Consider the following 14,585-nt stretch of genomic DNA (forward strand, 5'->3'; position numbering starts at 1 on the left):
CAGGCACGGCACTGCGCAATGCACAGCGGCACTGGCCGCGACAGGCTGCGTTGCCAGAAGATGATAGATGTCGCGCGCCGGAGCGGGATCCACGCGGCCGCTGGCAAGTTCTACAACGACAAACGCCCGGGAAGGCCAGGACCTTCCCGGGCGTTGAGCACGCGTTAGTTGCTTTGGGTGAAGCTGATGCGCGGCGACGAACCGCCCGAGGCAGTGCAGCTGCCGAGGGTCAGGTTGTTCTGCTCGAACGTGGTGCCGGCGTTGCCCAGACACGTCGGGGCATTGGTCGTGCCGTCGTTGACGGCCACGTTCACGGTAACGCTCGAGCCGCGATTGAACGACACCACCGGATTGACGCTGCCATTGCCGAAGATATTGAACTCGGACTGCCGCCAGATCTTGTTGATGTTCAACGTCGAGGCGGGCTGGTTCACGCTATAGGCCTGGCCGTTGACCGAGAACGAGACGGTGTCCACACCACCAGCGGTCGCCGAGCCGGTCAGCTTGATGCTACCGATGTTCTTCACCGCCACCAGCGGTGCGTCCACTGCGTCGCTATTGCGATAACAGGCGTTCTGGTCGGGATAGGCATACCAGCCGGACGGGCAGCCGACCGCGTTGTACTGCGAGGCGCTACCGGCAAAGAACCAGTCCTGGATGAAGGCGATCGGAGTGCGGCCATTGCCGGCGTCGCCGTCACCATCGGTGGAGTAGATGAACTGCTCCCAGGTCTGGCACGTGGAGTAACCGAACTGCGAGCAGGTGGTGGGATTACTGGCGATGTCGGTATTGATCTGCAACGAATAATCGGCCACGCCGGTGGTCACGCCGCTCACGCTCGGGAACGAGCCCACGGCAGAGCGCGTGGACCTGCCGGTGCGTGCAGCGTAGTCGGTGCCGTTACCGACCGTGAAGGAACCACCGTTGCGCGCGGCAGTGGTGCGGCCATTGCCATTGGTGACGGCCGGCGGCACCGACACGAGCTTGGGTGGCGCCGCACAACGTGTCGCCTGCCAGCCATTGTTCGGGAACGCCGAGCGGAAGCACCCCTCCATCGACGGCGCTTGCTGATGGATCGTCGCTTCCCAGGACGACAGGGCCTCGGCGCGACCGGCGGCGTTGATGGCCGCGCTCTGGGTCGCGGCCCCTGCGCTGGCCACACTTCCGATGATGCAGGCAACAAGCACTGACCTTGAACCGATCTTCTTCATTTCCGTTCCTTATGGATGTGGAGCAACCGATCTTCCTCGCACCGCCGAGCCCCCCATGCGGCGCCAGGAAGTGATGTCCTGGAAAGCGAAGTCAACAATTCGGTAAATGCGCCAACTTTGGGCTCTGTCACGCTCTTGTGTTAACCGGGCATAGCTGTGACGTCGATGCTGCGTTACGGCATTTCGCAATGCGGGCCTTCGTTGCGCGCGCGAGCCCCCCAACCATTGCCTTGCCATGGCCGGACCGAACTGCGTGCCTCGACGGCGCCATGCGGCGCACGTGCTCAAGCCGCCTCCATCACGCAAGCGTCGTGGCAGGCGGCTTTCCTGGGAGGTTTGTCACGGCATGGCCGACCAGTTTGGCCGCACCCGAGCACGCCTGCTGTCTGAGCAGGCGTTGTCTCTAACGCTGGCTGCAGGGTAAGTGCCTGCAGCGACAGGTCATGCGCACTCCATCACTGCGCCACGATCTGCGCCTGCGCGGCATCCAGGCTGTCAGATTCGACATGCAGCGTGATGGTGCCGCGTGCGCCCGCCTTCGCCCTCACGATCGCCAGGCACAGCCCGTTGAAGGCATTGCGTTGCGGCGAGCCGAACGACTCCAGGTTGGTGGGGTCGCCGTTGTCGGTTGCGACCAGCTCGCCCGGGCCGTCGATCCGGAACCGCAGGCGGTCGCCGGCAGTGGGCGCAGGACGCCCATCGCGATCCAACAGCCGCACGGTGACGAAGCTCAGATCACGGCCGTCGCCACGGATGCTGCTGCGGTCGGGCGTGACCTGCATGTGCGCGGCGGTGCCGGCGGTCTGCACCTGGTCGCTGGCCCATGGCTTGCCGTCCTTGTACGCCTGCACGCGCAGCTCGCCGGGCTGGTAGACCACCTCGTCCCAGCGCAACCGGTATTGCAGCGGGCCCTTGCGCTTGCGCCCCTGCGAGACGCCATTGACGAACAGCTCGGCCTCGTCGCCGGAGGTGAACACATGCACCGGTGTCACCTGGCCCTCGCGACCGGGCCAGCTCCAGTGCGGCAGCAGATGCGCCATCGGCAGATCAGGGCGCCAACGCGACTGGTACAGCCAGTAGCGGTCCTTGGGAAAACCGGCCAGATCCAAGATGCCCGAATACGAACTGCGCGAGCTGTAGTACGGCGTGGGCTCGCCCAGATAATCGAAGCCGGTCCAGACGAATTCGCCGGCAACATACCGATGCCGGTCCAGCGCGGCGAACACCTTGTCGGCGCTGGAGCCGAAGTCCACCGCATGCAGTTCGTAGGCGCTGACCTGATGCGCAACCGAGTCGCCGCCGCGCCCATCGCGCACCGGCGCGCTGGTGTCTGGCGTCACCGGAAACAGGTACACGCCGCGGCTGCTCAACGCCGAAGCGGTCTCGCTGCTGAGGATGGCCTTGTGCGGAAACCTCGCATGGAATGCCGGGTATTGCGGTTGCTTGCGGATGCGCTCGGTGCCTTCGAACTCCGGCGTATCGCGGATGCCTTCGCCCTGGTAGTTGAGGCTGATGACATCCAGCGCAGCGGGCAGCGGCATTTCGGGCGAGGCGTAGTTCATCGCCACCGTGGCCGGGCGCGATGGATCTTCGTCATGCACGATCGCATGCAGGGTGCGTGCGATCGCCGCGCCCTGCTCGCCGGTGTATTGCTCGCCGACTTCGTTGCCGACACTCCACAGCATCACCGAGGGATGGTTGCGGTCGCGCCGCAACATGGCGCGCAGGTCCGGCTCGTGCCATTGCCCAAACACCAGATGGAAATCCAGCGGGGTCTTCTTCATCTCCCAACTGTCGAACACCTCGTCCACCACCAGCAGGCCCATGCGGTCGGTGAGTTCCAGCAGCTCCGGCGTGGGCGGGTTATGGCTCATGCGGATGGCATTGGCGCCCATCTGCTGCAGCAACTGCAGCTGGCGCTCGGCGGCGCGCACATTGAACGCAGCACCGAGTGCGCCGAGGTCGTGATGGTTGTTCACCCCACGAATCGGCACATGCTCGCCGTTGACCAGCAGACCCTTGCCGGCATCGAACACGATGCTGCGGATACCGAACGGGGTCCGATAGCGATCCACCACCTGCCCCTGCTGGCGCACCTCGGTCACCGCGACATAGCGATGCGGCTGCTGGGTGGGCGGTGGGCCCCACAGGCGTGGTGCGTCGATCTGCACGCGCCCCTGCACGCGGGCGCTGCCACCGGCAGGTACGGTAATCTGCGTTGCGGGAATCTGCGCGACCGCCGCGCCGCTGGGGTTGCCGCTTGCCGCGTCGAGCACGTAGATGGCAGTGCTGACCTGCGCCTGCGCGGCAGTGCGCGCGGCGTTGTCCAATGTGACAGCCAGGTGGATCTGTGCAGATGCCGCCGATACCTGGGGCGTGGTGAGCTGCGTGCCCCACTGCGCGACATGCAGCGGCGCGGTCTTGGTGAGCCACACATGGCGATACAGCCCGCCACCGGGATACCAGCGCGCCGAGTCCGGTGGATTGTCCAGACGGATCGCAAGCTGGTTGCGGGCACCGACAAGCGCATACGGCGTCAGATCCACACGCCAGGAGCTATAGCCGTAAGGCCAGCCGCCGACCAGCTGGCCGTTGAGCCAGACCGTGGCATAGGACATGGCGCCATCGAGATCGAGAAACAGCGAGCGGCCGCGATCGCTGGCCGGAATGTCCAGCGTCTTGCGATACCAGCCGATGCCCCAGCTGGGCAGGCGCCCCATGCCGCCGTAAGGACCATCGGCCAGGAACGGCCCGGCGATGGCCCAGTCGTGCGGCAGGTCCACCGGTTGCCAGCGGCTGTCGTCGAAGTGCGGCTGCACATATGCCACGGTATGGCCCGGATTGCCGGGCGGGCGTCGATGCCGTTGCGCCGGGTCGGCAATGAACGCATTGGCGGTTGGCAGAATCCACGGCTTGAGCACGTCCTTGGCCGATGGATGCAGCTGCTGCGCCTGATCCGGGCGTGCATCGGCCACCTTGCCGTCTTCGCTGCGCAGCACCTGCGGACGCGCATCGTAATCGAGCACCACCGTATTTCCCGGTGGGTCGCCACGCTGAAAGCGCCACTGCGCGTCGAGCGACACACGCTCGCGTGGCGCGTCGGTTTGTGCGGTGGCGTGCAGCGGAGCCAGTGCAACGCCGGCGCAGGTCATGCCGGCGCAAATCAGGCGCAAGGCGTTGCGCCACACCTCAGCGCGTGGGAATCGCGTCTGGGTCATACGCTGGGCCTCTGCGCTTGCGTACGGGGTGACCCTGCACGCCGATGCGGCGTCGTACCGACATCGCACACGCAGCGCAACCACTGCATCACAGCTTGTAGGCCTGCTTGGGCAGCCGATACGCAAGGTCCATCGCCACCTCCACCGCTTCGTCTTCCTCCAACCGGTGCTCGGCGACCAGCTTGGCCAGGAACGCGCTGTCCACGCGCCGCGCCACATCGTGGCGGGCCGGGATCGACAGGAAGGCGCGCGTATCGTCGTTGAAGCCCACCGTGTTGTAGAAGCCGGCACTGGCCAGGGTCTGCTCGCGGAACCGCCACATGCCCTCCGGTGCGTCATGGAACCACCACGCCGGGCCCAGCAGCAGCGACGGGTAATGGCCGGCCAATGGCGCCAGTTCGCGGCTGTAGCTGGTTTCGTCCAGGGTGAAGACGATCAGGCGCAGGCGCGGATCGTTGCCGTGGCGATCCAGCAAGGGTTTGAGCGCATGCACGTAGTCGGTGCGCATCGGAATATCGGCGCCCTTGTCGCGCCCGTAGCGTGCGAACAGCGACCGGTTGTGGTTGCGAAAGCAACCCGGATGCAGCTGCATCACCAGGCCATCGTCCAGGCTCATCGCCGCCATTTCGGTCAGCACCTGCGCGCGGAACAGCTCGGCCTGCGCGGGTGTCGCCGCACCACGCACAACAGTCTCGAACAGGCGTTGCGCCTCATTCGCCGACAGATCGGCGGTAGCGGCGCTGGGATGCCCGTGGTCGGTCGACGTCGCACCGTGCGCGGCAAAGAACGCGCGGCGCTGCCGATGCGCACGCAGGTAGCCCTGCCAGGTCAACACATCTTCGCCGGTGAGCGCGCCAAACTGCTGCAGCGCGCCGGCAAACTGCTCGTGCTCGGGGTCGACCACCGGGTCCGGACGATACGCGGTGAGCACGCGTCCCTTCCAGCCGCTGTCGCGAATGGCTGCGTGATGCTGCAGCGTGTCCAGCGGAGATTCGGTGGTGGCGATCACCTCGATATTGAAACGCTCGAACAGTGCGCGCGGGCGAAAGCCAGGCGTCTGCAGCGCTGCAGTGATGTGGTCGTAGTAGTGATCGGCGGTGCCGGCATCCAGGCGGATGCGTAGATCGAAGACGGTGTGGAAGACATGATTGAGCCACACCGCCGAAGGCGTGCCCCGTAGCAAGGTGAAGTGCGCGGCAAACACGCGCCACGCCGCGCGCGGGTCCACCGGTGCGCGCGTGCCGTCGGCACGCGGAATGCCCAGCGCATCCAGGTCGATCCCCTGGCTGTACAGCATGCGGAACACGTAGTGATCGGGCACCAGCAACAGCTCGGTGGCATTGGCGAACACGGCATCGGTCGCAAACCAGGCCGGGTCGGTGTGGCCGTGCGGGCTGATGATGGGCAGCGTGGCGATCTGCGCATACACCCGGCGCGCGATCGCCCGCGTGCCGGGGTCGGCCGGCAACAGGCGGTCGTCGTGCAAGGTCAACGGCAAGGAGGTAGACATGGGGTCGGGGTACCAGACAAAACGGGGTGGGTCGTGCAGCGCCTGCGTCAGGGCGCAGGCGTGCCGGGATGGGCGGCAACGTAATCACGCAACCAGGTCAGCGCCGGGCGCTCGCTACCGTCGCCACGCACCAGATAGGCCGCTTCCTTGTCGCGCCACAGGCCGGGGCGGAATCCCCACAGCGTGATGCCGCGCACCGCGGGGTGCTCCCAGAAAATCGGGAACACGCGCTGGTAATCGGCCAGCTGCTGCGCATCGCTTGGACCATCGAGGTCGAATTCGGTGATGTAGATCGGCAAGCCGGTGGCGGCCAGCGCATCCAGATTGGTGCGATGCACCGACATCGCCACATTCGATGTGGTCTCGAACGCATGCTCCTGAATCCCGATCGCATCGATCAGCCGCTCGCGCTGCAGCAACCGCACGATCTGCAGATACTTCTGCGTGGCCTGCGCGTTGTTGGTGATGCTGTAGTCGTTGATCATCAGCCTGGTATGCGGAAAGTGTTGGCGCGCCAGCCGAAACGACTGCAGTACCCACTCCCAGCCGCTGGCGCCGTCGCCGCCGAGCGCCTGCAGATAATTGCCGCCACCGGTGTCGTCCTTGCTGGGCGGGTCGTTGAGCGGTTCGTTGACCACTTCCAGCAGGTCGATGTCCGGGTAACGCTGCGCCACCGCAGCAAACCACTGCTCGATCTCGCGGCGCTGCTCGGCCGGCCGCAGCGACTTGATCCATTCCGGCTGCTGGTTGCCCCACACCATCACATGCATCTGGAACGGCATGCCGTTGGCCTTGGCGAACCGGTAGGCGGTATCCAGCGTGCGCCAGTCCATCTGGTCCCGCACCGCTTCCACCGTGCCCCACTTGCCGCCATTTTCCGGGGTGAGCTTGTTCCAGTACTGCGCAAAACCCTGCGCCTGTTGCGGGCTGTAGGCGCTGCCCAGAAACTTGGCCGCGCCCGCGGCCAAGGGCGCGGCCTGCGCAACCGATGCCATGCTTGCCGCCAGCAACAGTCCGATTCTCGCGATGTGCAGGTACATGGTGATTCCTCAGGAAGATGGAGGCGTTACGGTGGCCGCAGGCAGCTGCGCCGGCTGCAGCTGCGGCACCAGCGCATGCACGACGGCCAATGCCAGCAGATAGGCCGAGCCGGCCATCAGAAACACCGGCACGTAGCTGCCGGTCGCCTGCAGTAAAAACCCGATGAAGGTGGCAATCAACATGCCGCCCACCGCGCCGGCAAATCCGCCGATACCCACCACGGTGGCCACCGCATGGCGTGGAAACATGTCCGACGGCAGCGTAAACAGATTGGCCGACCAGCCCTGGTGCGCGGCGGTGGCCAAGCCGATCAGGCCCACCGCCAGCCAAAGATTATCGGCGCGTGCGGCGAACACGATCGGTACCACCGACACGGCGCAGAGCAGCATCGCGGTCTTGCGCGCGCGGTTGACGCTCCAGCCGCGCGCGATGAACCGCCCCGCCATCCAGCCACCGGCGATGCTGCCGATATCGGCCAGCACGAAGATCACGATCAGTGGCGCACCCAGCTGCAGCAGGCTCAAGCCGTACTCGGCGTGCAGGAACTTGGGCAGCCAGAACAGGAAGAACCACCAGATCGGGTCGGTGATGAACTTGCCCAGCACGAAGGCCCAGGCCTGGCGGTGCCGCAGCACCTGCAACCACGACAGCCGCCGCTGCACCGGCTCGTGCGCATCGCTGCGGATATGCGCCAGTTCTGCCGCCGACAGGCCAGGCTGCTGCTCCGGCGGGTGATAGCTGAGCCACCACACCAGCAGCCAGGTGGCGCTGAGCACACCGGTGAACAGAAACGCCGCCTGCCAGCCCCAGGCGGTGGCGATCACCGGCACCAGTAACGGCGCGACGATGGCACCGATATTGGAGCCGGAATTGAAGATGCCGGTGGCCAGTGCGCGCTCGCGACGCGGGAACCACTCCGCCACCGTCTTGAGCGCGGCGGGGAAGTTGCCGGACTCGCCCAGCCCCAGGAAGAAACGCGCGATCGCAAAGCCCACCACACTGGTGGCCAGCGCATGCCCCATCGCCGCCAGGCTCCAGATGCCGATCGCCAGCGCGTAGCCGACGCGCGTGCCGAAGCGGTCGATCACCGCACCGCTGCACAACAACCCCAGCGCGTAGGCGGCCTGGAAGGCGGTGACGATGTAGCCGTACTGGATTTCGTTCCAGCCGATCTGCGTCTGCAGGAACGGCGCCAGCACGCCGAGCACCTGGCGGTCCACATAGTTGATGGTGGTCGCAGCCAGCAGCAGCGCGCAGACACGCCAACGCACCCGCCCCAGGCCCGCGCGCGGGCCGGCAGCGTCGGCCGCAGGCACATCGCTCATGGGCGCAGCCCCTGCAAGCGCGCAACCGCCACGCATGCGCGCTGGCACGTGCTGCAGCTCGCAACATCGGCGGGCGCATGCAGCATCCCGCTTGCACGTTGTCCGGTTCGGATCATCGACCACTGCACCTGCACGAAGGTGGCCTTGCGCCACGGGTGATAGCGCTACCATTACCATGCCGTCGGCATAAATCCATCGCGCACTGCAGCACGCCGCAACCGTTCGTCAGCATGTCAGGCCGCACGACAACGCCAATGCGCCACGCCCCGGCAACTATGCTGCCCTGCAGCGTGCTGTTCCGAATTTGGTAGCGCTAACATCCAGCGCCACTGATCGCCCGTTCTTCCCCACCGCACCATCGCCGCGCCACGCATCGGCAGCGGCACTCCCTGCGCAGGGGCGATGCGTGGGACATCTGCTCACCTGTTAGGGAAGGGAATACGGTGAAGAACAGCTACGCACAAACCGCGTTGTCCTGCGCGTTGGGGTCCATCCTGCTGGGCATGGCCAGTACTGCCGCCTGGGCACAGTCCACCGACGCCGACGCCGACAGCGCCACGCAAACGCCACCGGCCACGGCCGGCAACAACGATGCCGTGACCCAGCTCGATACCGTCACCGTCTCCGGCTACCGACGCAGCATCCAGTTTTCCACCGACGCCAAGCGCGACTCGGTCGGCTTTGCCGACACCGTGTTTGCCGAAGACATCGGCAAGTTTCCGGACATGAACATCGCCGAGTCGCTCAACCGCATCCCCGGCGTGCAGCTGTCGCGCGACGTCAATGGCGAAGGCCTCAACATCGCCATCCGAGGCCTGGGCACCAGCTTCACCAAGACCACGCTCAACGGCGCCAGCATCGCCACCGCCTCGATCGGCCTGAACGCGCAGAACCAGAACCGCGAAGTCGACCTGAACCTGTTTCCCACCGAGTTCTTCACCCAGCTCACCGTGAGCAAGACGCCTACCGCCAGCATGCTCGAAGGCGGCGTCTCCGGTGTGGTGGACATGCGCAGCGCGCGGCCGTTCGACCGCCCCGGCGTGCACTTCACCTATCAGGCGCAGGCCGACTGGAACAGCACCAGCGAAAAGACCACTCCGCGTGGCGCCTTCATGGGTAGCTGGACCAACGAGGAAGGCACCTTCGGCGCACTGTTCGGCGTGGCCTCGGTGCGCAGCAAGCTGGGCGTGCGCGGCTTCGAAAGCGTGGGCTGGACCAACCCGGGCCTGACCTATACGCAGTGCGGCCTCACCCCGCCTGCGGGCACGCCGGCCACCAATCAACCGGCCGCGTGCAACGTCAATGGCGGCGGCAACTGGCGCATTCCCGACCGCGTGCCGGCCACCGCCGGCAGCGGCCTGACCACCGGCGAGACCATCGATGCAGCCTGGCTGCTGGCGCGCAACCCGGGGCTGAGCATCGACCAGATCAGCGACGCGCTGATTCCGCGCCTGGGCCGCAGCGTCTACATGAATGGCGATCGCGACCGGGACGCGTCGGTGATGTCGCTGGAATGGCGCCCGTCCGACAGCATGCATTTTTACCTGGATACGCTGTATTCGGAAGCCAAGCGCACCACCGAGCGGATCAGCATGAATCTGATCGGCCGCAACGGCAACATGATCCCGCTGGGCATGCAGCTGGACCAGAACAATGTGGTCACCAGCGCCACCTTCGCCAATGCGCAGTACTTCCTGGAAGCGCGCCCGTACCGGGAGGAGGTCAAGTTCTGGAGCGTCAACCCTGGTGCCGAGCTGTTGTTCGGCGCGGACCAGGACATCAAGCTCAACGTGCAGGCCAATGCCACGCGCAGCTGGCTGGATCGCGAGTCGCCCAGCATCCTGGTCACCTCGCCGTTCACCACCGTGGACTATCGCAACCAAGGCGGCGACCGCCCCAGCATCACCAGCCCGCTGGATCTCAACGACCCCAATCTGGGCTGGGGCTGGAGCGGCGGCCGGGTCAATATCCAGAACGAAAAGCGCGTGACCGAAACGCGTGGCGGACGCGCCGACCTGCAGTTTGGCGAGGACAAGCGCAACATCAAGATCGGCGCCGCCTACGACCAGGCCGAGCGCACCATTCGCGGTTTCGACAACAGCATCGCCTGGGAGCAGGTGGTCTGCCGCGGCGGCGGCGGCACCATCTGCAACGGCGGCCCCGGCTCGGCAATTCCGAATGCGGCCCTGGCCGGTTATCTGCGCCCCGGCCCGGACGGCTTCATCACCGCCGATTTCAACCGCTTCCTGGGCGATACCAACTACTACGCCTTACGCGATTCCGCCCCGGAAACCAACTCCGCCAACACCGGCGCCTCGGCCGGCGGCATCCGCGAAAAGAACCTGGGTTTCTACATCGAAACCAACGCCGAAACCGAAGTGTGGAACCGTACGCTGCGCTTCAACGCAGGCGTGCGCTACGTGACCACCGACCAGACCATCACCGGCCCGGTCACCATCAACGGCATCCGCCGCATCCAGGTGCTGGATTCGGACTACAAGGAAACCCTGCCCTCGTTCAACGCCGCCTGGGACGTGGCCGACAACGTGGTGCTGCGCCTGTCCAGCTCGCGTACGCTCACCCGCCCCGATCCCAGCGCAATGCTGCCCAACACCAACTTCAGCGACCCCTCCGCGCAGACCGCAACCCAGGGCAACCCGAACCTGGCGCCATATCTGTCCACCAACGTGGATTTCGGCGGCGAGTGGTACACCGGCGGCGAAGGCTATGTGGGCCTGACGCTGTTCAACAAGCGCATCAGCGGCTTCACCGTCAACGGTGTGCGGCGCATTCCCTTCAACGACCTGGGCGTGCCGTACGAAAGCCTGCTGCCGATCCAGCAGGCCGGCCTGGATCAGCGCGGCGGCCCGAATGCGGCCACCGTGGACGTGCAGACCCAGGTCAACGCCGATGGCGTACTCAACATCCGCGGCACCGAGGCGATCTGGGTGCAGCCGCTGGACAGGCTCATCGACGGCATGGGCTTCAGCGTCAACTACACCCATGTCAATCAGTCGTCCGAAGGCGAAGGCGTGCCGGCGGTGGCCGTCGGCGTCGCACCCAACCTGTGGAACGGCACCGTGTACTGGGAAAAGAACGCTGCATCGGTGCGCCTGTCCTACACCTGGAACGACGACATGGTGATCTCCGGCGCCAACCAGAACGGCATCCCGTATGCACGCCTCAACGCCGATGCGCGTGGCCAGCTGGATCTGTCGGCCAGCTACGCACTGGACTGGCTGCCGTCCAAACCGCAACTCACCCTCAACGTCACCAACATCACCGACGAGCCGCTGCGCACCACCTATGCGTGGCCCAACGCCACCTACGACCTGTACGAGCCCGGGCGCACGGTCATGCTCGGCATTCGCGGTACGTTCTGAGCGTGGTCATCGACACGCCAGCGCAGGGACCCGGCGGGTGTGGCCGATCTGCGCGGAGCGCAGGGTCTTGCCGCATGGCACGCGCACCGCATGCCGCGTGCGCCTCCCTGGCGACGGCGCACGCGGTTTTGCCGGACACTTCAGGCGCCATGCCCGCTGCCGCGATCCGGACCGATCGCGGTCGGCGGCATCGCGCGCACTGCGGCGTTTCCCGCAGCATTCGACGAGACCGCCCCACCTCATGAACGATCGGTCACAGCAGCTCTCCTTGCGCGAAAAGATCGGCTACAGCCTGGGCGACCTGGCGGCCAATCTGATCTTCCAGACGCTGGTCACCTTCCTGGCGTTCTTCTATACCGATGTGTTCCGCATCCCGGCGGGTGTGGCCGCCACGTTGATCTTCGTGGTGGGCATGCTCGGCGCGTTCGTGTTCACGCCCATCATCGGCATCCTGGCCGACCGCACCCGCACGCGCTGGGGCAAGTTCCGGCCGTGGATCCTGTGGACGGCAGTGCCGTTCGGTGCGTTGTCGCTGGCCGCGTTCAATACGCCCACGCTCGGCGAGCAGGGCAAGATCGCCTACGCCTTCGCCACCTACACGCTGCTGATGCTGGTGTACGTGGCCAACAACCTGCCCTATTCGGCATTGAGCGGCGTGCTCACCGGCAGCATGGAGCAGCGCAACAGCCTGTCGGCATATCGCTTTCTGGCGGTGACAATGGCGCAGTTCGTGATTCAGGTGCTGCTGCTGCCGCTGGTACTGATCCTGGGCAATGGCGACAAGGCGCAGGGCTTTCGCAACACCATGGCGCTGTTTGCCGCCGTCGGCACGCTGTGCTTTTTGATCACCTTTTTCACCACGCGCGAGCGCGTGCTGCCGATCGCCGAACAACGCACCAGCGTGCGCCAGGACCTCACCGACCTGGTCCGCAACAAACCCTGGCTGGTGATGCTGGCGTTGACCATCCTGGTCTTCATCAATCTCGCCATGAAGGGCGGGATGTACATCTACTACTTCAAGTACTACCTCGACGCGAACGCATTGACGCTGTTCCTCGACAATGCCGGTTTCAACCGCTTCATCGCTGCAATCAACAACGTGCTCACCGGCGCCGGCATGAGCGCGCTGCAATGGCCGCAGGACGCGCCGACCTCGGCCTTCAGCGTGTTCAGTGCCGGCGGCATTCTGGCGATGATCGTGGGTATCGGTTTTTCCAAGCGCCTGGCCGATCGCTACGGCAAGCGCAACGTGTTCGGTGGCGCGCTGCTGATCTCCACCGTGTTTCTGCTGGCGTTCTACGTCTACCCGCCGACGGCGATCGGCTGGGTGTTCGCCTCCTACGTGCTGCACGGCTTCTTCTACGGCATCACCATCCCGCTGCTGTGGGCGATGATCGCCGACGTGGCGGACTACTCCGAGTGGAAGAACCACCGCCGCGCCACCGCGATCATTTTCTCGGCGATGTTGTGCGGCCTGAAGATCGGCCTGAGCGTCGGCGGCGCATTGGTCGCCGGCATTCTGGCGTTCTATGGCTACGACGCCGCGCTACCGCTGCAAAGCGATGCAGTGACGAGCGGCATTCGCCTGGCCATCAGCGTGTATGCGTCCATTCCGTTTCTGCTCGGCACCGCACTGCTGGCGCTGTACGAGATCGACAAGACGCTGGAAACCCGCATCGAACACGAGCTGGGTGCCCGCCGACAGACCGCAACGCCAGCTACTCACTGACGCCCTCCCCTCCACTTCATGCACAGGTACGCGCATGTCCGATGAACTGCACACCGCTGCACTGCAGGCGCTGGCGCGCACCGCCATTTCCGCACCGCTGGTCACCCATCTCTACACCGCCGATCCTTCCGCACACGTATTCGACGGCGCGTTGTACCTCTACCCCTCGCACGACATCGATGCCGGCGTTGCCTTCAGCGACGACGGCTCGCATTTCGACATGGCCGACTACCACGTGCTGCGCATGGCGCATCCGAACGCGCCGGTGGAAGACCTGGGACAAGTGCTGCACGTACGCGACGTCCCCTGGGCACAGCGGCAGATGTGGGCACCGGATGCCGCACAGCGCGACGGCAAGACCTACCTGTATTTTCCCGCGAAGCGGGCCGACGGCATCTTCCAGATCGGCGTGGCGGTCGGCGATGGCCCGCACGGCCCGTTCGTCGCCGAACCCGAGCCCATCGCCGGCACCTATTCGATCGACCCGGCCGTCTTCGCCGACGACGACGGTGCGCATTACCTGTACTTCGGCGGCATCTGGGGCGGCCAGCTGCAGCACTACCGCGACAACGTCTACGCGCAGACCCATCAGGAACCCGCCGACGACGCACCCGCACTCGGCCCGCGCGTGGCGCGCCTGCGCGAGGACATGACGCAACTGGCAGAACCCACCCGCGAGATCGTCATCCTCGACGAACACGGCACCCCGCTCCGCGCCGGCGACCACGCCCGGCGCTTCTTCGAAGGCCCCTGGGTGCATCGCCATGCGGGCCGCTACTACCTGTCGTATTCCACCGGCGACACCCACCTGATCTGCTACGCCACCAGCGATTCCCCATATGGACCGTTCGCCTACCAAGGCGTGCTGCTCGCACCGGTGATTGGCTGGACCACGCATCACTCCATCTGTGCGTTCGAAGACCAGTGGTATCTGTTCTATCACGACGCTGTCTTGTCGGGCGGGCAGACGCATCTGCGCAGCATCAAGATGGCACCGTTGCAGCACGATGCCGACGGCAAGATCGCGACGATCTACCCGTACGGGGAAGCGGCTGTGTCGCCCTGGTGAATGGTCGCCGCTGTGCGGTCAGTTGCAGACGCTAGTCATTGGCTGGCGCCAAGGCAAGTGAGCCATGGCCCGCTCGTTGCCGCTGACTGGCGGTCCTCC

Annotated in this window: 8 protein-coding genes; 3 read left to right on the forward strand and 5 right to left on the reverse strand. The window is 65.6% G+C overall.

What is annotated here, in order from left to right; translation table 11 throughout:
- Positions 1 to 164: 164 nt before the first annotated feature.
- From FHY18_RS21615 to FHY18_RS21635, 5 genes are all read right to left on the reverse strand, one after another.
- Positions 165 to 1,211: a hypothetical protein gene (locus tag FHY18_RS21615; RefSeq protein WP_259159951.1), complete on the reverse strand. Its 1,047-nt coding sequence runs from the start codon at positions 1,209 to 1,211 to the stop codon at positions 165 to 167.
- 455 nt (positions 1,212 to 1,666) lie between these two features.
- Positions 1,667 to 4,363 (reverse strand): beta-galactosidase GalB, encoded by a 2,697-nt coding sequence (galB, locus tag FHY18_RS21620; RefSeq protein WP_259160024.1) that lies wholly within the window; start codon positions 4,361 to 4,363, stop codon positions 1,667 to 1,669.
- A 154-nt stretch (positions 4,364 to 4,517) separates the two neighbouring features.
- Positions 4,518 to 5,939 carry a glucuronate isomerase gene (gene uxaC, locus FHY18_RS21625; protein WP_259159952.1) on the reverse strand — a complete coding sequence of 474 codons (1,422 nt, stop codon included), beginning with the start codon at positions 5,937 to 5,939 and terminating at the stop codon, positions 4,518 to 4,520.
- 47 nt (positions 5,940 to 5,986) lie between these two features.
- A complete protein-coding gene (locus tag FHY18_RS21630) occupies positions 5,987 to 6,979 on the reverse strand; it encodes an endo-1,4-beta-xylanase (protein WP_259159954.1) in 993 nt (330 codons plus the stop codon).
- Between the two features lie 9 nt (positions 6,980 to 6,988).
- Positions 6,989 to 8,305: an MFS transporter gene (locus FHY18_RS21635; protein ID WP_259159956.1), complete on the reverse strand. Its 1,317-nt coding sequence runs from the start codon at positions 8,303 to 8,305 to the stop codon at positions 6,989 to 6,991.
- 443 nt (positions 8,306 to 8,748) lie between these two features.
- Between FHY18_RS21635 and FHY18_RS21640 the strand changes: the two genes are divergently transcribed.
- From FHY18_RS21640 to FHY18_RS21650, 3 genes are all read left to right on the forward strand, one after another.
- Entirely contained in the window at positions 8,749 to 11,688 is a 2,940-nt protein-coding gene (locus tag FHY18_RS21640; protein WP_259159957.1) for a TonB-dependent receptor, read from the forward strand.
- A 241-nt stretch (positions 11,689 to 11,929) separates the two neighbouring features.
- Positions 11,930 to 13,417 carry an MFS transporter gene (locus tag FHY18_RS21645; protein WP_259159958.1) on the forward strand — a complete coding sequence of 496 codons (1,488 nt, stop codon included), beginning with the start codon at positions 11,930 to 11,932 and terminating at the stop codon, positions 13,415 to 13,417.
- A gap of 34 nt (positions 13,418 to 13,451) precedes the next feature.
- A complete protein-coding gene (locus FHY18_RS21650; protein ID WP_259159960.1) occupies positions 13,452 to 14,486 on the forward strand; it encodes a glycoside hydrolase family 43 protein in 1,035 nt (344 codons plus the stop codon).
- The last annotated feature ends 99 nt before the right edge of the window (positions 14,487 to 14,585 follow it).

The organism is Xanthomonas sp. 3793, from assembly GCF_024806835.1.
Classification (GTDB): Bacteria; Pseudomonadota; Gammaproteobacteria; order Xanthomonadales; family Xanthomonadaceae; genus Xanthomonas; species Xanthomonas arboricola_F.